Annotated in this window: 20 protein-coding genes; 15 read left to right on the forward strand and 5 right to left on the reverse strand. The window is 40.9% G+C overall.

Annotation, left to right across the window (positions count from 1 at the left end; translation table 11 throughout):
- The first annotated feature begins 165 nt into the window (after nucleotides 1-165).
- The 7 genes from rodZ to rluF all read left to right on the forward strand — a co-directional run bounded on the left by rodZ (nucleotide 166) and on the right by rluF (nucleotide 8,382).
- Nucleotides 166-1,122 carry a cytoskeleton protein RodZ gene (gene rodZ / locus ABE954_RS08225; protein ID WP_371025848.1) on the forward strand — a complete coding sequence of 319 codons (957 nt, stop codon included), beginning with the start codon at nucleotides 166-168 and terminating at the stop codon, nucleotides 1,120-1,122.
- 157 nt (nucleotides 1,123-1,279) lie between these two features.
- On the forward strand, nucleotides 1,280-2,398 hold the full coding sequence (ispG, locus tag ABE954_RS08230; protein WP_042844622.1) for a flavodoxin-dependent (E)-4-hydroxy-3-methylbut-2-enyl-diphosphate synthase: 1,119 nt from the start codon (nucleotides 1,280-1,282) through the stop codon (nucleotides 2,396-2,398).
- Nucleotides 2,399-2,614: 216 nt separating this feature from the next.
- A complete protein-coding gene (gene hisS / locus ABE954_RS08235) occupies nucleotides 2,615-3,892 on the forward strand; it encodes a histidine--tRNA ligase (protein WP_042844621.1) in 1,278 nt (425 codons plus the stop codon).
- Between the two features lie 10 nt (nucleotides 3,893-3,902).
- Nucleotides 3,903-4,526: a tetratricopeptide repeat protein gene (locus ABE954_RS08240; protein ID WP_042844619.1), complete on the forward strand. Its 624-nt coding sequence runs from the start codon at nucleotides 3,903-3,905 to the stop codon at nucleotides 4,524-4,526.
- A gap of 20 nt (nucleotides 4,527-4,546) precedes the next feature.
- Nucleotides 4,547-5,719 (forward strand): outer membrane protein assembly factor BamB, encoded by a 1,173-nt coding sequence (bamB, locus tag ABE954_RS08245; RefSeq protein WP_042844617.1) that lies wholly within the window; start codon nucleotides 4,547-4,549, stop codon nucleotides 5,717-5,719.
- A 128-nt stretch (nucleotides 5,720-5,847) separates the two neighbouring features.
- A complete protein-coding gene (gene der, locus ABE954_RS08250; protein ID WP_042844616.1) occupies nucleotides 5,848-7,326 on the forward strand; it encodes a ribosome biogenesis GTPase Der in 1,479 nt (492 codons plus the stop codon).
- Nucleotides 7,327-7,506: 180 nt separating this feature from the next.
- Nucleotides 7,507-8,382 (forward strand): 23S rRNA pseudouridine(2604) synthase RluF, encoded by an 876-nt coding sequence (gene rluF / locus ABE954_RS08255; RefSeq protein ID WP_048607837.1) that lies wholly within the window; start codon nucleotides 7,507-7,509, stop codon nucleotides 8,380-8,382.
- Nucleotides 8,383-8,525: 143 nt separating this feature from the next.
- Here rluF and ABE954_RS08260 read toward each other — a convergent pair whose 3' ends face one another.
- A complete protein-coding gene (locus ABE954_RS08260; RefSeq protein WP_071548205.1) occupies nucleotides 8,526-9,662 on the reverse strand; it encodes a M4 family metallopeptidase in 1,137 nt (378 codons plus the stop codon).
- A gap of 158 nt (nucleotides 9,663-9,820) precedes the next feature.
- Nucleotides 9,821-10,738, reverse strand: a complete 918-nt coding sequence (hemF, locus tag ABE954_RS08265) for an oxygen-dependent coproporphyrinogen oxidase (protein ID WP_042844613.1) — start codon at nucleotides 10,736-10,738, stop codon at nucleotides 9,821-9,823.
- A gap of 136 nt (nucleotides 10,739-10,874) precedes the next feature.
- Between hemF and ABE954_RS08270 the strand changes: the two genes are divergently transcribed.
- The 8 genes from ABE954_RS08270 to cysM all read left to right on the forward strand — a co-directional run bounded on the left by ABE954_RS08270 (nucleotide 10,875) and on the right by cysM (nucleotide 18,542).
- Nucleotides 10,875-11,306, forward strand: a complete 432-nt coding sequence (locus ABE954_RS08270; RefSeq protein WP_042844611.1) for a GNAT family acetyltransferase — start codon at nucleotides 10,875-10,877, stop codon at nucleotides 11,304-11,306.
- A gap of 91 nt (nucleotides 11,307-11,397) precedes the next feature.
- Nucleotides 11,398-12,003 carry an RpoE-regulated lipoprotein gene (locus ABE954_RS08275; protein ID WP_129466124.1) on the forward strand — a complete coding sequence of 202 codons (606 nt, stop codon included), beginning with the start codon at nucleotides 11,398-11,400 and terminating at the stop codon, nucleotides 12,001-12,003.
- 240 nt (nucleotides 12,004-12,243) lie between these two features.
- A complete protein-coding gene (locus ABE954_RS08280) occupies nucleotides 12,244-13,143 on the forward strand; it encodes a Dyp-type peroxidase (protein WP_042844608.1) in 900 nt (299 codons plus the stop codon).
- A gap of 334 nt (nucleotides 13,144-13,477) precedes the next feature.
- Entirely contained in the window at nucleotides 13,478-14,500 is a 1,023-nt protein-coding gene (locus tag ABE954_RS08285; RefSeq protein ID WP_371025849.1) for a sulfate ABC transporter substrate-binding protein, read from the forward strand.
- Entirely contained in the window at nucleotides 14,500-15,330 is an 831-nt protein-coding gene (gene cysT / locus ABE954_RS08290) for a sulfate/thiosulfate ABC transporter permease CysT (protein ID WP_042844606.1), read from the forward strand. Before ABE954_RS08285 ends, cysT begins: the two co-directional genes overlap by 1 nt.
- A complete protein-coding gene (cysW, locus tag ABE954_RS08295; protein ID WP_042844605.1) occupies nucleotides 15,330-16,190 on the forward strand; it encodes a sulfate/thiosulfate ABC transporter permease CysW in 861 nt (286 codons plus the stop codon). The genes cysT and cysW overlap by 1 nt, the downstream gene beginning before the upstream one ends.
- A gap of 2 nt (nucleotides 16,191-16,192) precedes the next feature.
- Complete coding sequence (cysA, locus tag ABE954_RS08300; RefSeq protein ID WP_042844604.1) at nucleotides 16,193-17,281, forward strand: sulfate/thiosulfate ABC transporter ATP-binding protein CysA; 1,089 nt, start codon at nucleotides 16,193-16,195, stop codon at nucleotides 17,279-17,281.
- 376 nt (nucleotides 17,282-17,657) lie between these two features.
- Nucleotides 17,658-18,542 carry a cysteine synthase CysM gene (gene cysM / locus ABE954_RS08305; protein ID WP_042844602.1) on the forward strand — a complete coding sequence of 295 codons (885 nt, stop codon included), beginning with the start codon at nucleotides 17,658-17,660 and terminating at the stop codon, nucleotides 18,540-18,542.
- Nucleotides 18,543-18,623: 81 nt separating this feature from the next.
- Here cysM and crr read toward each other — a convergent pair whose 3' ends face one another.
- The 3 genes from crr to ptsH all read right to left on the reverse strand — a co-directional run bounded on the left by crr (nucleotide 18,624) and on the right by ptsH (nucleotide 21,309).
- Nucleotides 18,624-19,133 carry a PTS glucose transporter subunit IIA gene (crr, locus tag ABE954_RS08310; protein ID WP_004264878.1) on the reverse strand — a complete coding sequence of 170 codons (510 nt, stop codon included), beginning with the start codon at nucleotides 19,131-19,133 and terminating at the stop codon, nucleotides 18,624-18,626.
- 48 nt (nucleotides 19,134-19,181) lie between these two features.
- Entirely contained in the window at nucleotides 19,182-20,909 is a 1,728-nt protein-coding gene (ptsI, locus tag ABE954_RS08315; protein ID WP_042844601.1) for a phosphoenolpyruvate-protein phosphotransferase PtsI, read from the reverse strand.
- Nucleotides 20,910-21,051: 142 nt separating this feature from the next.
- Nucleotides 21,052-21,309: a phosphocarrier protein Hpr gene (ptsH, locus tag ABE954_RS08320; protein ID WP_004264876.1), complete on the reverse strand. Its 258-nt coding sequence runs from the start codon at nucleotides 21,307-21,309 to the stop codon at nucleotides 21,052-21,054.
- Nucleotides 21,310-21,621: the final 312 nt, after the last annotated feature.

Below are 21,621 nucleotides of genomic sequence, written 5' to 3' on the forward strand. Positions count from 1 at the left end.
TTTCGAGGCGTTTTACAGTTAGGCAAAACGTCTTTGTTCACCTACAATAGTTGAAGCAATATGATAAATTTAACTGTTGTTTCAAAACTATGATAAATTCTGACGAATAAAGCTACTGAATAGTTGCTTTATATTTTTTTAACTTGGAAATAGTGTTGCCAGCAAATGACTATCGAAAATAATACCGAACAAACCACTGTGACTGTAGGACAATTATTGGTGCAAGCTCGTGAGCGCATGGGGTTAACACAAGATATTGTCGCAGAACGATTATGTCTCAAAGTAAGTACGGTAAATGAGATAGAACAAGATATTCCCCCCGCTGGCGTGGAACCTACATTTTTACGCGGTTATATTCGTCTATACGCACGTATGGTGGGTGTGGCTGAAAGCGAAATTAAAGACTTAATGAAAACGGAAGAGCCTGTTCCGTTAGCAAAAGTTTCTCCAATGCAAAGCTACTCACTAGGCAAACGACGTAAAAAACGTGAAGGCTGGTTAATGAAACTGACTTGGTTAATCGTAATTGTACTGATTGCGATGGTCGGTATCTGGTGGTGGCAAGATCACAACGCGCAAAAAGACGAGTTAGTCTCGATGGCGAGTCAGAACGATTTGATATTGTCTCAGCAAGATAACAATACAACCTCTGTTGACTTACCAAGTCCTACAGGTGAAGCACCTATCGGGGCTGCAATATTAGAAAATACCCCAGAAACATTGGCTCAGCAACCGTCGACGGCGGCTCCTTCATCGGTTAATCCAGTGGAAGAAAATGCGCCAGTGAAGACTATTCCACTACCGAATGCGGCCCAAACAACGAATGCGTTAGACCGAACGCATTCGGCTGAAAATACAGAAATTGCACCTGTTAGCAGTAGTGCGCTAGTGTTAAATTTCACGGGGCAGTGCTGGTTAGAGATTCGTGATGCGAATAATAAAATCTTATTTAGTGGTACTAAAAATAATGGTGATAAGCTCGAACTCGATGGCGCACAGCCTTATCGCTTAAATATTGGTGCCCCTGCGAATGTCACAGTACAATTCCAAGGTAATGCGGTGGATTTAAGCCGTTTCATCAAAGCGAAACGCCCTGCTAAATTGAAATTACCTGAAGCTTAAAGTATGACGAATAAAAAGAGGCAAACTATATCCGAAAACATCTTTTATGATAGTTTATAGTTTGCTTTCTTGTGTATAGTGAAACCAGTAAGACGAAATTGTTAACACTATAACACGGTATAAAAGAGCACATGGACGTTCGGAGAATTAAAGAAAAATGCATAATGAATCACCGATAAAAAGACGTAAATCCACTCGAATTAACGTAGGCAATGTGCCTATAGGCGATGGCGCACCCATCGCAGTTCAATCAATGACGAATACCCGCACAACGGATGTTGATGCAACGGTACAGCAAATTAAATCCCTTGAACGCGTTGGCGTAGATATTGTTCGTGTTTCAGTCCCCACTATGGATGCAGCTGAAGCATTTAAATTGATTAAGCAGCAGGTCAATGTGCCATTAGTGGCAGATATTCATTTTGATTATCGCATTGCCCTTAAAGTTGCAGAATACGGCGTTGATTGCTTGCGCATTAATCCAGGTAATATTGGTAGCGAAGAAAGAATACGCCAAGTTGTTGATTGTGCACGTCACTACAATATCCCCATTCGAATCGGTGTTAATGGTGGTTCCCTTGAGAAAGACATTCAAGAAAAATACGGCGAGCCTACACCAGAAGCGCTAGTCGAATCAGCGATGCGCCATGTGGATATTTTGGATAGACTGAACTTTGATCAGTTCAAAATCAGCGTGAAAGCCTCTGATGTCTTTTTAGCCGTGGGGTCTTATCGCTTATTGGCAAATAAAATTGATCAACCCTTACATTTGGGGATCACCGAAGCTGGTGGCGCACGTTCAGGCTCGGTTAAATCTGCAATTGGCTTAGGTATGTTATTGTCGGAAGGTATTGGTGATACCTTGCGAATTTCATTAGCCGCAGACCCAATTGAAGAAGTAAAAGTCGGTTTTGATATTCTAAAATCATTACGAATTCGCTCTCGCGGTATCAACTTTATTGCTTGCCCAACCTGTTCACGTCAAGAGTTTGACGTCATTGGGACCGTTAATGCTTTAGAACAACGTCTAGAAGACATTATTACGCCAATGGATGTCTCGATCATCGGTTGTGTGGTTAATGGCCCAGGTGAAGCCGAAGTTTCAACACTTGGTGTTGCAGGGGCGAAAACTAAAAGCGGTTTCTATGAAGATGGTAAGCGGCAAAAAGAACGCTTTGATAATGATAATATTATTGACCAACTTGAAGCGAAAATCCGTGCTAAAGCGGCGATGATGGATGAGAGTAACCGGATCGAAATTAACCTAAAAAATTAATTAGGTAAATAAACTGGCTCGTATAGAGCCAGTTTTTACATTTATCAGGCTATTAATGGTGTTAATTATCCGTGTTTTTTTCTAAAATCGAACACTCATCGGGCAAATAAACAGATAATTCCCGATTCGTATCAGTAATTGGTGTTTGTTGATTGAACCTGATGATATTTCGCTCTTATAATCAAACTTATGTAATTCTGAAAATAGAGAAATAAAGTGGGAAAAAATATCCAAGCCATTCGCGGCATGAATGATTACTTACCAGCTGACACGCGTGTATGGCAAAAAATCGAAGCAACATTGAAAAATATTTTACAGGGTTATGGTTTTAGTGAAATACGTACCCCGATTGTAGAGCAGACCCCGCTATTTCGTAGAGCGATTGGTGAAGTGACGGATGTCGTTGAAAAAGAAATGTATACCTTCAATGACCGTAATGAAGAAAGTCTGACATTACGCCCAGAAAATACCGCAGGCTGTGTCCGCGCAGGTATTGAGCATGGTTTGCTGTACAATCAGGAACAACGTTTGTGGTATTTAGGGCCAATGTTTCGCTATGAACGCCCTCAAAAGGGGCGTTACCGCCAGTTTCACCAATTAGGTGCAGAGGTATTTGGTTTGAGTGGGCCAGACATCGATGCCGAAATGATCCTAATGACAGCGCGTTGGTGGAAAGCATTAGGTATAAGCGAACATGTGACGCTAGAACTAAACTCAATTGGTTCGTTAGACGCGCGTGCAAATTATCGTGAGGCTTTGGTTGCATTTTTAGAGCAACATAAAGATAAGCTGGATGAGGACTGTAAACGCCGGATGTACACTAACCCACTTCGCGTTTTGGACTCTAAAAATCAAGGGGTGCAAACGTTATTGAATGATGCACCTGAACTGTTTGATTACCTTGATGTCGAATCACGTGAACACTTCGATGGTTTGTGTAAACTATTAGATACTGCGGGTATCAAATATCGTGTTAATCAGCGTTTAGTTCGTGGTCTTGATTACTATAACCGTACTGTATTTGAATGGGTTACAACGGCACTAGGCTCTCAAGGTACAGTCTGTGCTGGTGGCCGCTACGATGGCCTTGTCGAGCAATTAGGCGGCAGAGCTACCCCAGCTGTTGGTTTTGCCATGGGTATGGAACGCATGGTGTTGCTAGTCCAAGAAGTGAATCCAGCATTTACCGCAGACACTTCAGTGGCTGACGTGTATTTAGCGTCTTTTGGTGAAAATTGCCAACAAGCTGCCTTATTGGTTGCTGAAAAAGTACGTGATGAACTACCTACTTTGAGATTAATGGCTAACCACGGCGGTGGGAACTTCAAGAAACAGTTAGCAAGAGCAGATAAACAAGGCGCTAAAATTGCTTTGATCTTGGGGGAAGACGAAATGACTAATGGTCAAGTAACCTTGAAAGATTTGCGCACAGGCGCACAAGAAACTATTTCACAGCAACTAATGGCTTCTCGCATCGCTGAGCTATTAGGTTAAGGAGAGACAAGTGGAAGTCTATACAAACGAAAATGATCAAGTTGATGCGATCAAACGCTTTTTTGCTAACAACGGTGTTGCATTAGTTGTTGGCCTTGTTATTGGTGTTGGTGGTGTATTTGGTTGGAATTACTGGCAGTCACATAAAACCAATATATTGCAAGAAAGCGCCCAAAAATTTGAAACAGTGAGCACTCAACTGCGTTCAGGCTCAGAACAAAGTATCGTTGCCGCGCAAAAATTTGCTGCTGAAACTGATGATGTTTACAGCGCAATGATGGGGCTAGAGTTAGCGCAAATCGCCGTTGATAAAGGCGACTTAGCGAATGCACAAACTGCGCTAACTAATGCATTAGCTAAAGCGAAAACGGTTGATATGCAAGATTTAATTAACTTGCGTTTGGCTCGTGTACAATTGGCTCAAGGTAATGCCGATGGTGCGATAGCATCTATTACGAATATCAAAGGTAAGTCATGGCAAGCGACGGCACAGGATGTCCGTGGTGATGCTTTACTCCATAAGGGTGATAAAGCTGGTGCAAAAGCCGCATACACTCAGGGGCTAGAAAGTGAAGGTTCTCAATCTCTTAGAGGTATTTTAACTCTGAAATTGAACAACGTATCTAATTCATAAGAAGAAAGGAAACGACAAACATGCAGTTGCGCAAAACTCTTTTGGTTGGCCTAGTCGCTTCAGCTTTACTTGCCGGTTGTTCCAGCGAAACTGATTCTATCATTATGGCGCCACTTCCGCAGGTTGAGAATCAATTTACTCCATCAATTGTTTGGGATAAATCTGTTGGTAATGGCGTTGAACAATTTTACTCCGAGTTATCGCCTGCTTGGGATGGCTCAGCTGTTTATGCGGCAGACCGTAAAGGTTTAGTGAAAGCATTTGAGCTAGACAGTGGTAAAGAGATTTGGTCTGTTGACTTGTCCAAGCGTACCGGTTTCCTTTCTGCGAATTTATCCGCGTTATTATCAGGTGGTTTAACTGTTGATGGCGATAAAATCTTTATTGGTACTGAGCGTGGTACCGTTATTGCCTTAAACAAAGAAGATGGTCAAGTTATTTGGGATGTTGAAGTTGCTGGTGAAGCCCTTTCTAAACCGGTTGTTAGTAACGATTTAGTCGTTATTCATACTAGCAATGGCCAATTGCAAGCGTTAGATGTAAATAGTGGTGAAATCAAGTGGACTGTTAACATGGACACGCCATCACTGTCTTTACGTGGTGAATCTGCACCAGCGGTCGCATTTGGGGCTGCAATTGTTGGTGGTGATAACGGGCGTGTAAACGCCGTTTTATTATCACAAGGGCAACTGATTTGGCAACAACGCATTTCTCAAGTCACTAGTTCAACAGAGATCGGCCGTTTGAATGATGTCGATATGACACCGATTATTGATGACGGCAAAGTCTATGCGATTGCTTATAATGGCACATTAGCATCACTTGATATGCGCTCAGGCCAAATTTTATGGAAACGCGAACTAGGTTCAATTAATGATATGGTGATGTCAGGTGAAAACCTGTATCTCGTTGACCAAAATGACCGCGTGTTGTCCGTCCGTAAAAGTGATGGTGTGACATTGTGGACACAAGAAGACTTACTAAACCGTGGTTTGTCAGCACCTGAAATGTTTAATGGTTATATTGTTGTCGGTGACAAAGAAGGCTACTTACATTGGTTAGATATGAATACGGGTGAGTTTGTTGCTCAAAATAAATTAAACAGCTCCGGTATTCACAGTCGCCCTGTTGTTGCAAGTGATAAACTAATGGTTCAGACGAAAAACGGAACAGTTTATCTGTTAACGCGTTAATTTTCTGACAAACCGACAATTTATCGATAAAATCAACGGTTCCTGATGACAGGAGCCGTTCGTTTTTTGTTTTCTGAGTGAAAGCTTCAGAATTCCTTTAGTTAATAAAAGTTGTGAGGCATCTAAGAATGATACCCGTCGTAGCGCTGGTAGGGCGTCCAAACGTAGGAAAATCCACGTTATTTAACCGTTTAACCCGTACCCGTGACGCATTAGTAGCGGACTTTCCCGGTCTGACTCGTGATCGCAAATATGGTCGTGCCGAAGTGGAAGGGCATGAGTTTATTATTATTGACACGGGTGGTATCGATGGGACTGAGGAAGGCGTAGAAACGCATATGGCCGCACAGTCCTTACAAGCCATTGAAGAAGCTGACATTGTATTGTTCATGGTCGATGCGAGAGCCGGGTTGATGCCAGCAGATGAAGGAATTGCCAAACATCTTCGTAGCCGCAAGAAAAAAACTTACTTAGTGGCAAATAAAACTGATGGTATTGATGTAAATACCGCAGTTGGTGATTTTTATTCGCTTGGGTTAGGGGAAATACACCCCATTGCTGCCTCCCACGGTCGTGGTGTAACACAATTAATTGAACAATCTTTGAAACCGTTTATTGGTGAAGAAGAAGAGCAAGTTGAGTTAACGGAAGAAGAAGCAAATGCGGCTTACTGGGCTGAGTTAGAAGCAGAAGGCCAACTTGCTGAAGATGAAGAAGACGATTTTGACCCAACCACATTACCCATCAAATTAGCGATTGTGGGTCGCCCAAATGTGGGTAAATCAACACTCACAAATCGTATCCTAGGTGAAGATCGCGTTGTTGTGTTTGATATGCCGGGTACAACCCGTGACAGTATTTATATTCCAATGGAACGCGATGACCGTGAGTACATTCTGATTGATACTGCGGGCGTGCGTAAACGTGGGAAAGTAACGGAAACAGTAGAAAAATTCTCTGTAATTAAAACACTGCAAGCAATCGAAGATGCAAACGTTGTGTTGCTAGTGATTGACGCAAGAGAAGGTATCTCAGACCAAGATTTATCGTTACTTGGCTTTATTTTAAATGCTGGGCGTTCACTGGTGATTGCGGTTAACAAATGGGATGGCATGAAACCAGAAGACCGTGAACATGTAAAAGACATGCTAGAGTTACGTCTTGGTTTTGTTGACTTTGCACGTATTCACTTTATTTCAGCGTTGCATGGTAGCGGTGTAGGTAATTTATTTGAATCGGTGCAAGAGGCTTATGAATCCGCTACGCGTCGTGTGGGAACGGCATTGTTAACTCGAATTATGAATATGGCGGAAGACGAACACCAGCCGCCGTTGATTCGTGGCCGTCGAGTTAAAATGAAATATGCACACGCAGGGGGGCATAACCCACCGATAGTGGTGATCCATGGTAACCAAGTGTCGGATTTGCCTGATAGCTATAAACGCTACCTAATGAATTATTTCCGTCGCTCACTGCAAGTGATGGGGACGCCAATTCGTATTCTGTTTAAAGAGGGTGAAAACCCATATGCAGATAAGAAAAATAAACTAACTGCAACCCAATTACGTAAACGTAAGCGTTTGATGCAACATCTTAAAAAACGTTAGTGGGTCAAAGTATCAGCTAAGGGTTTACTAACCTTAGTGAATAAAAAGCCGTAACAAAATTATTGTGTTACGGCTTTTTATTATATTATCGATTTAAATAGTTTAATAATTAAACGTTGCTTTCACACAACCAAAACTAACAACGATGGCGCGGTGGGGCACAAATGATTGAGGTAAATTATGGACACTCGTTCTTCTACACGTCTAAACAAATATATTAGTGAAAGTGGTATTTGTTCACGACGTGAAGCTGATCGTTATATTGAGCAAGGCAATGTCTTTATTAATGGTAAACGTGCAGCCATCGGTGACCAAGTTTTTGCAGGTGATGTGGTTAAAGTTAATGGTCAATTGATTGAACCGCGTAATGAAGATGATTTAGTATTAATTGCGTTGAATAAACCAGTGGGGATTGTCAGTACCACGGAAAGCGGCGAAAAAGACAATATTGTTGACTATGTTAACCATAGCACGCGAATTTTCCCTATTGGGCGTCTAGATAAAGACTCTCAAGGGCTGATTTTTTTGACTAATCACGGTGATCTGGTTAATAAAATTTTACGTGCCGGGAATTCTCACGAGAAAGAATATTTAGTTACGGTGAATAAACCCGTTACAGATGATTTTATTCGAGGCATGGGAGCCGGAGTCCCCATCTTAGGTACGATGACTAAGAAATGTAAGGTGAAAAAAGAAGCGCCTTTTGTGTTCCGTATTACCTTGGTGCAAGGTCTGAATCGTCAAATTAGGCGGATGTGTGAGCACTTTGGTTTTGAAGTGACTAAGCTTGAACGTATTCGTATTATGAATGTTCGGTTAACAGGGCTTCCAGTTGGAGAGTGGCGTGACTTAACAGCAGACGAACTGATTGAATTATTTGATATGATGGAAAAATCAGAATCGGATATTAAACCGAAAAAACAGGCAAAGACCCAAGCAACCAGTAAAAATGGTGGTGGAGCCAAACAAAATACAGGGAATAAGCCAAAGGCGAAACCTGAAAACCCTACACGTAAAAAATTTACCCAACCGGGTCGTAAAAAGAAAAAACGTTAACGTGCGGGTTTAGTTAAAAATCCTTTGCTTATAAGGCTGAATGATTAGGCATTTGAATTGCTTAACATCGGCCTTTATAGATGAAAATGACTAACTACTAAGAACAGCTATTTGGCATGGTGATGTCGCCATATGATAAAAGATTAGTGTTTATCGAATACTAATCCAACTTTTTCCCAGCTTTTTTGTGTTTGTGATGCGATTTGTTCACCAAATAATTTTTGGGCGTTACTCACTGTTGCTGTGGCAAATTGCTTGAAATCCGCCATTGAGGTAACAATAGGGTCTGATACTGCCGCTATCCATATTTTACCAGCAACATCCCATGTATATCCTCCTAGGCTAGTTGCTAATAAATGAAAGGCTTTATTCGGGATACCTGAATTAATATGGACACCACCATTATCAATCCGCATAGGTAAATCTCGATATTGAGACATATGACCAACTTGTGGGTCAACATTTTTGTTATTCAATGCATAAGCAGTGCCTGGGGCACTCATGGAACGTAAGGCTGGGGCATTAATTTGGTCGATAAATAAATTTTCACCAATAAGCCAATTGGATTCACAAGCTGTCTCATTTTGTACAAATTGTTTGACCATAATGCCTAAAACATCAGCAACGGATTCATTTAGCGCACCAGATTGAAATGCATATCTAAAGTTAGCTTTTGAACTAATGAAACCATGGGCTAATTCATGGGCAATTATGTCAATGTCATTGTAAAAGGGGCCAAAGACTTTACCATCTCCGTCACCAAAGAAAATAGCCTGAGAATTCCAAAAGGCATTAGCGTAGTTTGTTCCATAATGAATAACCGCATTGATGTCTGCAGAACAGCCAAACATCTGGTCAATATCTAATTTCTCCTTAAAGAAAGCACGTACTTTCCCAATATAATCGAAGACATAGCCTGCCGGTGCTGAAGGGGCTTTATCATCACCTTCACTCATGATCACAGTATAATCATCATGTGGCATATGCTCATTAAGGGAAAGTTGGTCACGCTGGCAAATCGGTAAATCTGAGTGTCGATGGATCTTATAGGGAACAGGGCGCTGAGCATCTCGAATAAAGCGGCTGTAATTTTTAACAGGATCAATAGAACAAGCAGATAGGCTATTACGATGTAATTGTGCATCTTCATCTGAATAGATTCTGCTCATGACATCATTGATATGAATGAGTGTAGGGTTGAGCTTAGTCACTCCAGTTTCGGAGATTAAACTTGATATTAGACAAGGCGATAATAAGGAACGACCTAAAATTTGACTCATATTATAACTCCATTCTATTGGATGAAATGGAATCATAATTGTTTTTTTGTTTTGTGTAACCTTTTGATATTTAACGAATTTAGTTAGATTTTGTTATATTTTATTAGAAAGGTAGAAATGGAATATTTCTACCTTAATGAATAAGCTTGTAACAGTAATTATTGGGTTAACCAGTCTTTACCGGGGATTAAAAATTCACTATAGAGAGTCGCTTCTGGGCTATTAGGCTCAGGATGATAGTCATATTCCCAACGCACCAGTGGTGGCATTGACATTAAAATAGACTCAGTTCGTCCACCGCTTTGTAAACCAAATAAGGTGCCTCTATCCCAAACTAAGTTAAACTCGACATAGCGACCACGACGATATAATTGAAACTGTCGTTCGCGTTCTCCCCACGAATGGCCACAGCGTTTTTCAACAATGGGTACATAAGCGTGTAAAAAACCATGTCCAACGGCTTGTGTGAAGTTAAAACAGTTATCGAAACCCCATTGATTGAGGTCATCAAAGAACAGGCCACCGACACCCCGAGGCTCATTACGATGTTTTAAAAAGAAGTATTCGTCACACCAATGTTTATATTTAGGATAAACATCATCGCCATAAGGTAAGCATAAATCGCGAGCTACAGTGTGCCAGTGAATGACGTCTTCGTTAAAGGCATAAAAGGGGGTTAGATCAAACCCACCACCAAACCACCAAACAGGGGCTTCTCCCTCTTTTTCGGCGATAAAAAAGCGCACATTCGCGTGGGTAGTTGGGATATATGGGTTGAGTGGATGGATAACCAGAGAGACGCCCATTGCTTGGTAGCTACGACCTGCGAGTTCAGGGCGGTGTGCTGTGGCAGATGCAGGTAATTTTTCCCCCTGAATATGGGAGAAGTTGACCCCTGCTTGTTCGAATATAGCCCCATTAGTTAATACTCGGCTACGGCCCCCACCACCTTCAGAACGTTCCCATGTTTGTTCTAGAAAAGTTTCCTTACCATCTAGCTCAGTGATTTTTTGACAAATAGTATCTTGTAAGCTTTGCAAGAAAGCTTTTACACGACCGATATCTGGGTAATTCATTGTTTTCTAATAGAACCATAGATGAAAAATAATAACCAAAGTATACCCTTTTGTCGTAAAAAAGGCATATTGAATATTGATTGTGTGGCAAAAGCAGTGATAATGACAGAAAGATTAGTTTAAACGGGCAAATGTTATGGAAATACGCATCTTTCGCCAAAGTGATTATGAAGATGTACTGACGTTATGGGAACGTTGTTCTCTCAATGAGTTTTCGGGGGACCCTGAACTCGACATCGAACGTAAATTACAATGCGGTGCAGACTTATTCTTAGTCGCTGAGGTCGCAGGTGAGGTTGTTGGTACCATTATGGGCGGGTACGATGGTATCCGCGGCACAGCCGTTTACCTTGCTGTACATCCTGAATATCGTGCGCGCGGTATAGCAAATGCTTTAGTCAGCCGGCTAGAGAAAAAACTAATTGCCAGAGGGTGTGGCAGAATTGAACTTTTAGTGAGCGAAGAATCAGATGCCGCTATTTGTATGTTTGAAAAAATGCTTTATGAAGAAGAACAGTCTGAACGTTTGATTTATTCGAAAAAATTAACTCACGAAACGGATTTTTAGGTTAATTGACTATTTGTTTAATCATTCATGTGAATGTTTTGGCAAATAGGTTGTCACAATATGCATTATGCGACGGATTAAAGAGGATGATATGTCCCAACATGCAACTTTTAATAACAATAGCGGCTTAACGCCATTGTTGAAAATTACTCTGCTATGCGGAATAACACTATTGTCAGGTTGTGCTGGCACGAAAATTTTTTCGCCATCGACTTGGTTTAGTAGCCCACTAGTGATCTCTAGCTCAGGGGTTGGTCAAGTAACCAATTTTACCCCGATGCAAGCTGATACTATTAAAACGCAGCTTAATGACCGTTATAACATCCGTAGCGGAATGCAAATGGACAATGGTGATGTGGTCGCTATTTTCCAAGGCATTAATGATGACGAGGTAAAATTAGAGATAATGGGGCCTGAGCATGGCTATGTGTCGCGCATTACAGTCAATGACCCTGATATTGTTACCGAGTGGGGGCCAAAAGTTGGCACTGAATTTAGTGAAATATACCAAAAAGCATTTGGTGTATGTAGCCTTGGTGAGCGAATCAATGATGTACCAAGCATTGAATGTAATTCGCCACAATCAACAAAAGTTATTTACCGTTTTACGGGTAAATGGCAAGGGCCAGAAGGGATGATGCCTTCGGATAATGACCTTCAATCATGGACAATATCGCAGATAATTTGGCATAAGTAAGCTGATTTTAAGGTATATCGTCAGGTTTAGTTATACTGGCGATCCCCTCTTTTATCGAACCTCGTTATTGTACACAAATAAATTTCCCCTTTCTTAAATTTTCTTTCCTATAATAGGCATCGAAACCTATAAACCCTTGCGTTAAAACAAGGTGAAAAACATCACGATAAGATAGGATAATCATATCGTTTTATATAAAAAATAGGTTATATAACATACTCATTTTACGAGGTTTACCGTATGTCTCATTCTCAAAGTGGTATTTTGAAAGAACATAGCCGTTTTGGTATTTTTATTGAAGCACAAGTGCAAGAAGGATCTCTGGATGAAGTTAAATCTGGATGTAAAGGCTTTGTCGATGCTTTGACCAAACTACAGGCGCAATATCCTGATGACCGTCTTGGGGCAGTAATTGCGTTTGGCTCTGATATTTGGCAGCAATTGGGGCATGCTCAGTGCGCACCTGAATTGAAACCATTCCATACATTAGGTAAGGGGCTTGCGCCTGCCACACAAAGAGATATGTTTATTCATATTCAATCTCTTCGCCACGATATTAATTTCTCTTTAGCGCAAGCGGCACTAAAAGTGTTTGGTAAATCTATTCATGTTGTTGAGGAAATTCATGGTTTCCGCTGGGTAGATGATAGGGACTTAAGCGGTTTTATTGATGGTACAGAAAATCCGCAAGGTGAAGAAATTGCGGAAGTGACATTAGTCGAACAAGGCGATGACAAGGGTGGTAGTTATGTTTTAGTTCAACGCTATGAACACGACTTAAGGAAATGGGATCGTTTTACTGAACATGAACAGGAAAAAATGATTGGCCGTACTAAACATGATAGCGTTGAGCTTGATGAAGATGTGCGTAATGTGACTTCGCATGTTTCACGAGTCGTGGTAGAAGAAGAGGGTGAAGAGCTATCCATCATGCGTCACAGCCTGCCGTATGGCACAGCAAGTGGTAAACATGGTTTATTCTTTGTCGCCTATTGTGCAAGGCTACACAATATTGAACAACAATTGCTTAGTATGTTTGGTGAAAAAGACGGTAAATACGATGATTTACTGCGTATGACGAAAGCCGTTTCAGGTAGTTATTACTATGCGCCTTCTCTTGAAAAACTACTCGCATTATAAATGACTGTTTGCCGCATGGATGCGGCGCTCTTTTGTTATCATGAATATGCTGATGCCCTGCCTAAGTGAATATCAATCTTTTCTCACCCCAAACGAATTAAGCCATCAACAACCGTAAATACGGTATATAGATTTGTCGATTTGGTTTATTCATGAAAACTATTCATTTCTTAACTCATTAAAATAAAACAGTATTTTTACTCTTATGTCGATATTTTCTTTGTTATTCTAATTTGATATATCAAAAGGTGATTGATAACTACACAGTTATAACCAAAACAGATACAGTGTTTTTAATCTTAGTCGTTTTGGTTTAGTTATGAATGGGTGTGGAATGAAAAAATCATTTTTGAAAAAAACAGCATTAGCAAGCTTAGCGACGGCATCGTTATTCGGCAGCACGCCATTAATTGCCGCAGAACTCCTTAATAGCTCTTATGACATTGCCCGTGAGTTATTTGTGGCATTAAACCCTTCATTTGAAAAACAGTGGAATGAAGCACATCCAGACGACAAATTAACGATTAAACAATCCCACGCGGGTTCATCGAAGCAAGCGCTAGCAATATTGCAGGGGTTGAAAGCCGATGTTGTCACTTATAATCAAGTTACAGATGTGCAAATTTTGCACGATAAAGGCAAATTGATCCCTGCTGACTGGCAAGCTCGATTACCAAATAATAGTTCACCTTATTACTCCACAATGGCGTTTTTAGTGCGTAAAGGAAACCCTAAGGGAATTAAGACGTGGGATGATTTGGTACGTGAAGACGTAAAATTAATATTTCCAAACCCAAAAACATCTGGAAATGGCCGCTATACCTACCTTGCTGCATGGGGGGCTTTTAACCAAGAAAACAATGGTGACCAAGCAAAAACACGTGAGCAAATGAAGCAATTCCTAAAAAATGTCGAAGTATTCGACACTGGTGGCCGTGGTGCAACTACCTCTTTTATTGAAAGAGAGCTAGGTGATGTATTGATTAGCTTCGAATCAGAAGTGAACAACATTCGTAGTCAATATGGTGAGTCTGATTATGAAGTGATTGTACCACCAGTTGATATTTTGGCTGAATTTCCAGTGACTTGGGTTAATAAAAATGTACAAAAAAATGGTTCAGAAGATGTCGCTAAAGCTTATTTGAATTATTTATATAGCCCTCAAGCCCAAGAAATTATTACTAGCTTTAATTATCGCGTGAATGATAAAGCCGTAATGGAAGCGAATAAGGCTAAATTCCCAGAGACAAAACTTTTTACAGTTGAGTCTCAATTTGAAAGCTGGCCAAAAGTGATGGATGTGCATTTTGCAACAGGTGGCGAGTTTGACGAACTAATGGCTCAAGGGCGCCGTTAATGAGTCGTTCAGGAAAGCGCTTTCTACCAGGCTTTGGGCTGACATTAGGGAGCAGCTTATTTTATACCTGTTTGATTTTGCTGCTACCCATGAGTGCATTGGTAATACAACTGTCAGATATGACATGGCAGCAATATTGGGCGGTGATTAGTTACCCGCAAGTGGTTGCCGCCTACAAAGTAACTTTGTTGTCAGCGCTGGTTGCCAGTCTATTTAATGCTGTCTTTGGCCTATTATTAGCTTGGATTTTGACTCGCTATCGCTTTCCTGGACGTCTGTTTTTAGATGGTTTAGTTGATTTGCCTTTTGCATTACCTACCGCCGTCGCTGGTTTGACACTCGCGACATTGTTTGCAACTTCTGGTTGGTATGGTCAATACCTTCACCAGTTCGACATTAAAGTTGTGAATACATGGTTAGGAATTGCGGTAGCAATGGCGTTTACCAGTATCCCATTTGTAGTGCGTACCGTGCAGCCTGTTTTAGAAGAGTTAGGGCCTGAATATGAAGAAGCGGCGCAAACGCTCGGTGCTAGCCGCTGGCAAACATTTAGACGAGTCGTATTACCTGAACTTTCCCCAGCTCTTTTAGCGGGTACAGTGTTGTCTTTTACTCGTAGTTTGGGGGAATTTGGTGCCATTATCTTTATTGCAGGTAACATTGCTTGGCAAACAGAAGTAGTTTCATTAATGATTTTCAGTCAATTACAGCAATTTGATTACCCTGCGGCGAGTGCTGTCGCATCCGTTATTTTGGCGGTTTCATTGCTGCTTTTATTTAGTGTTAACTTAGTACAAAGCCGTTTTGGTAAACGATTAGGGGGTAAGTAATGGCACAAGTTACACCTATTCATGCTGCTAATCGTTCCCAAATCAACTGGGGGAAATGGTTATTAATAGCCATTGGTATTCTGTTCTCAGTTTTGCTATTGGTTATCCCAATTATTTGGATTTTTATTACAGCATTTCAAAAAGGCTTAGATACCGTTTTACTGAATTTAGCAGACCCTGACATGTTACATGCGATTGGGCTAACTGTGTTAATTGCCTTAATTACCGTACCTGTAAATTTGGTTTTTGGCACAATGATGGCATGGCTCGTCACGCGTTTTCATTTTCCAGGTCGGCAGTTACTGCTTACATTAGTTGATATCCCATTTGCGGTTTCCCCCGTCGTCGCAGGTTTATTGTATTTGCTATTTTATGGTTCTAATAGCTGGTTTGGTGGTTGGCTTGAAGGGTTTGATATTCAAGTTATGTTTTCATGGCCAGGAATGGCTTTAGTGACGATTTTTGTGACTTGCCCATTTGTTGTGCGTGAATTGGTACCATTGATGTTAAGCCAAGGCAGCCAAGAAGATGAAGCCGCGGTATTGCTGGGGGCTTCAGGGTGGAAAATGTTTTGGCGAGTGACATTACCGAATATCCGTTGGGCGTTGCTATATGGTGTTGTACTGACCAATGCTCGGGCGATTGGGGAATTTGGTGCGGTATCCGTGGTTTCCGGTGCTATTCGTGGTGAGACCTATACCTTACCGTTACAAGTTGAATTATTACATCAGGATTATAACACTGTCGGTGCATTTACTGCCGCAGGGGTCCTCGCTGTAATGGCCATCATTACATTAATCCTTAAAAGCGCATTGCAATGGCATTTAAATCGTCAGCAGTCTGAATCAGGAGTCCATTGATCATGAGTATTGAAATTGAAAAAATCGGTAAGTTATTTGGGAAAACCCAAGTACTCAACGGTATTTCACTGGATATTGCATCGGGTGAGATGGTGGCGCTATTGGGGCCTTCTGGTTCAGGTAAAACAACGCTATTAAGGATAATCGCAGGGCTTGAGCAACAAAGTTACGGTACTTTGCGTTTCCACGGCCAAGATGTCAGTAAAATACATGCAAAGGATAGGCATGTAGGTTTTGTTTTTCAGCATTATGCATTATTTCGTCATATGACGGTATTTGATAATGTCGCTTTTGGCTTAACAGTTCTACCGCGTAAGCAGCGACCATCCACACAAGCTATCAAACAAAAAGCCATGCAACTATTGGAGATGGTGCAATTATCTCACTTGGCTTCCCGTTATCCTGCACAGCTCTCTGGTGGGCAAAAGCAACGTGTAGCTTTAGCACGTGCACTGGCGGTTGACCCGCAAATTTTATTGCTTGATGAGCCTTTTGGAGCTCTTGATGCGCAAGTTCGTGTTGAGCTACGCCGCTGGCTACGTCAATTACATGACGAGTTAAAATTTACTAGTGTGTTTGTCACTCATGATCAGGAAGAAGCCATGGAAGTGGCAGATAGGGTCGTCGTTATGAGTGAAGGGCATATTGAGCAGGTTGGGACGCCAAGTGCTATTTGGCAGAGCCCTGAGACTCGCTTTGTTCTTGAGTTTATGGGGGAAGTTAACCAAATCTCAGCACAAATCAGGGGGTCAATGCTCAATATCGGCGGTTATGAATTTTCGCTTAATCATAGCAGTGCTCATCAAGGAGAGGTCGATGTATTTCTTAGGCCTTGGGAAATATCATTACAACCTGAAGTGGATGAACAACACCGTTTACCTGTTAGGGTAACAGAATCTGGTCCAAGAGGTCATTTTTGGCAATTAACAGTTCAACCATTAGGGTGGGGAAATGACCCAATATCTGTTGTTTGGCAGTCCGCAGCAACAATACCGACACGAGGTGAACGTTACTTTTTAGGTAGCAAGCAGGTTAAAATTTACCAAGGAAACACGGAGTTATTATTTCCTCAATTAGCGGAAAGTGCATGAATATAAATTGTTATTGTTGATAGCATTTATATAAATAGATAATAAATGCTATTTATTTTTATGACATCTTAAGTATCTCTCTTTTCTGTTGTTGGGCTATTTATGAATAGTATTTAGCCCAACAATCACGTCGTTTTTTCTTGTAATTCATTGATATTTATGTGTATTATTTTATTTTTTCTGTTAAATATAACTGGTAATCATATAAACTTATAGTAATATATTATATCAATTAGCTATATCAATAATGGTAATAAAGATAATCTATTTTTCTAATATTAATGTGAATAGATTTCATTTTTCACGCGCTAATATTGGAGTAATATCTTATTTCTATTTGCTCCTATCTATAAATAAAAATTATAAGGATGGTAAAGTGTCAACTCTGGAACAGTTTATCGGTAATACACCTTTAGTAAAACTTCAGCGCTTGGTTCAAGGGGTTAATGCTGAAATTTGGGTTAAGCTAGAAGGTAATAACCCTGCGGGTTCAGTGAAAGATAGGGCTGCCTATTCGATGATCAAAGAAGCTGAAGAACGAGGGGAAATTAAACCTGGGGATACGCTTATTGAAGCGACGAGCGGCAATACAGGGATAGCACTAGCGATGATAGCTGCACTAAAAGGCTATAAACTAAAATTACTGATGCCAGATAACATGAGTAAAGAGCGCCAAGCATCTATGCAAGCGTATGGTGCGGAGCTTATTTTAGTGAGTACCGCAGTGGGAATGGAAGGTGCTCGAGATCTCGCTAAAGAAATGGCGCTCAGGGGGGAAGGGACTGTATTAGACCAATTTAATAACCCAGATAACCCATTAGCTCATTTTAAAACAACCGGCCCAGAAATTTGGCGGCAGACACAGGGGAGGGTCACCCATTTTGTCTCTAGCATGGGAACAACAGGGACTATCACAGGGGTCAGCCGTTATTTAAAATCCCAATCAACCGATGTACAGATTGTTGGGTTGCAGCCCGCAGAAAAAAGCCAAATCCCAGGGATCAGACGTTGGTCGCCGGGGTATCTTCCCGGTATTTTTGATGATTCATTAGTTGACAGTGTATTAGATATCAACCAACAAGAAGCCGAAGAAACCATGAGGGCTTTGGCAAAAATTGAGGGGATATTCTGTGGTGTCAGTTCTGGTGGAGCAGTAGCAGGGGCTTTAAAAGTAGCAAAAGAGAACCCAGGTGCGGTGATTGTTGCGGTAATTTGTGACCGAGGAGACCGTTATTTATCGACTGGGGTATTTAACCAGTAAGGTTAACTCAGGCTAAGAACGAGTAAAGCCATCAGGCAAGGGCCTGACGGCTTTGTCTAGCGAATAGAGCGGATAGCTAGGCTATTTCTTTATACGCATGATAACTGTTTCACCAACGGTCACTGAACCCGTTAGTTTATTCAGTTCTTTAATTTCATCCATGTTAGAAATAACAACAGGAGTGAGAACCGATTTGGCTTTTTCTTCTAGCAGTGCTAAATCGAATTCGATGATTAAATCACCTTTCTTGACGGTTTGGCCTTCTTCAGCGATACGTTTGAAACCTTCGCCTTTGAGTTCAACTGTATCAATTCCGAAGTGAACAAATAGCTCTATACCATCATCTGATTCAATAGAAAATGCATGGTTAGTTTCAAAGATTTTACCAATTGTACCATCTACAGGAGCGACAATTTTATTCCCTGCTGGTTTAATCGCAATACCATCACCAACAATCTTTTCTGCGAATACAACATCTGGAACATCTTCAATATTGACAATCTCACCAGATAAAGGGGCGATAATTTCAATACTACCACTGCTACTTTTGTCTTCCGAAACGAGTGATTTCAGTTTGTCAAACAGACCCATGGACCTTCTCCTAATCGTTTTATATGGGACCGAACTAATGTGCTGTTCCTAGCATAACGTTTTTTCTTGGATAAAGGTATCTACAAGTTTCATCAATTCATCTGCTGTTGGTTGAGCAAGTGCTTGTTCAGCCAGAGCCTGAGTATCAACAAAGTTCGCATTGCGAATTAATTTTTTGATACGTGGAATTGATATTGCGCTCATACTAAATTCATCCAGCCCCATGCCAAGTAGCAATAAGGTTGCACGCTCATCTCCTGCGAGTTCCCCGCACATCCCTGTCCATTTACCTTCTGCATGTGATGCATCAATCACTTGCTTAATTAAGTTTAGGACAGCTGGTGACATTGGGTTGTAAAGATGAGAAATCAGTTCATTACCACGGTCAACCGCTAAAGTGTATTGAGTTAGATCGTTCGTCCCAATACTAAAGAAATCAACTTCTTTTGCCAAATGACGAGCAATAACTGCTGCTGCTGGTGTTTCCACCATAACACCAACTTCAATTGCTTCATCAAAGGCTTTGCCTTCTTCGCGTAATTGAGCTTTTAGTATCTCAAGTTCTGCTTTTAGTTCACGAACTTCTTCAACGGAAATGACCATTGGGAACATAATACGCAGTTTACCAAATTTAGACGCTCTTAAAATAGCTCTTAATTGTGAGTGTAGAATTTCTTTGCGGTCAAGACAAATACGAATTGCACGCCAACCAAGGAAAGGGTTTTCTTCTTTTGGCAAATTCATATACGGCAGGTCTTTATCACCACCAATATCCATTGTACGAACAATAACAGCTTGGCTGCCCATTGACTCTGCAACGGCTTTATATGCTTGGAATTGTTCTTCTTCGCTTGGGAATGAATCCCTATCCATAAATAAAAATTCGGTACGATAGAGGCCAACACCTTCTGCACCATTACGTTCAGCCCCTGCGACATCACGTACAGTACCAATATTTGCACAGACTTCAACTTGATGTCCATCAAGTGTGATTGCTGGCAAATCTTTTAATTTTGCGAGCTCTTCTTTTTCTTGCAGATATTCATCACGGAAAGCTTTTAACTTATCAACTTCAGCTTCTGATGGGTTTAAGTAGATAGTGTTATTTACACCATCTAATACGATAAAATCACCATTTTTAATTTTACTGGTTGCATCACTCGTGCCGACAATAGCAGGCAACTCAAGAGAACGAGCCATAATTGAGGTGTGTGATGTACGACCACCTAAATCGGTGATAAAACCCAGAACTTTATCTAAGTTCAGTTGTGCGGTTTCGGAAGGCGTTAAATCAGCAGCAACCAAAATCACTTCTTTGTCGATAGCGCTTAAATCAACAATTGGAATATTTAAAATATTTTTTAGTAGGCGCTTACCGATATCGCGTACATCGGCAGCACGTTCTTTCAGATACTCATCATCTAGGGACTCAAGTGCTTGGGCTTGGTCTTCAATAACGGAATAGGCGGCAGCATCAGCCGTTTTTTTGTCGCCTTTAATCAAAGAGATTATTTCTTGTTCAAGCTCTTCATCTTCTAGCAGCATAATATGACCTTCAAAAATCTCAGCTTTTTCGGCTCCAAGATTTTTTTCGGCTTTCTCTTTAATTAAAGTGAGTTGTTCGGCTGATTTGTTACGACCCTCAATAAAGCGTGCAATTTCTTTATCTGCCTGATCGTCAGCAATCTTTTTTGTGCTAACAACGATAGGATCTTCTTTGAGGATTAAAGCCTGACCAAAAGCAAAACCCGGGGATACTAAAATTCCTGAAATCATAATATTACCTTACTGCTGCTAGTGCTAGGAGTTCTGATATTGCAGAGACCGCTATGGTTATACCGATTATATAAATATCCCCGAATGATATCATTCAGGGACAGCGAATGAGATCGGTAAGACGTTTCTCTTGCGTGCGAAATTATTCTAATTCGCCCATCAGTTTAACTAAATGTTCAACGGCTTCTTTCTCATCTTCACCTTCAGCGGAAATGGTGACCACTGTACCTTGAGTTAAACCCAAAGTTTGTAATTTGAACAGGCTTTTTGCGCTAGCGGATTTGCCGCCAGAAATCAAAGAAATATCAGAAGAGAATGCTTTTGCTTCTTTCACAAATTGAGCTGCAGGACGAGTATGTAGACCATTTGGTGCCGTAATAGTGACTTCTTGCTGGAACATAGTATTTCCTCAATAACTTTAGTTTTTTTAATTACCCAGCCTATTGTAGATGAAATAGACTAGGTTTGCGTATAGTTAGATTATTAACTTGCAAAAAGGTTTCCTACTTTGTGCGGTATCAACCCTTTTTCAGTTTTTGCCTCTGAAGTTATGTTTTTTTAGCCACTTTGCAACTACCAGATGTTTGCGGTGGAGGTGACTAAAAAGTGATTAATTTCGAGGTGCAAAATAATTACTATGTTTAATACTAAACCCCGAATTAGAAATCATCTCCATCCGTGCTAAACTTTGATCTGCACCACAAAAAAAGCA

Origin of the sequence: Providencia sp. TYF-12 (assembly GCF_041344805.1) — a bacterium.
GTDB classification, from domain to species: Bacteria; Pseudomonadota; Gammaproteobacteria; order Enterobacterales; family Enterobacteriaceae; genus Providencia; species Providencia huashanensis.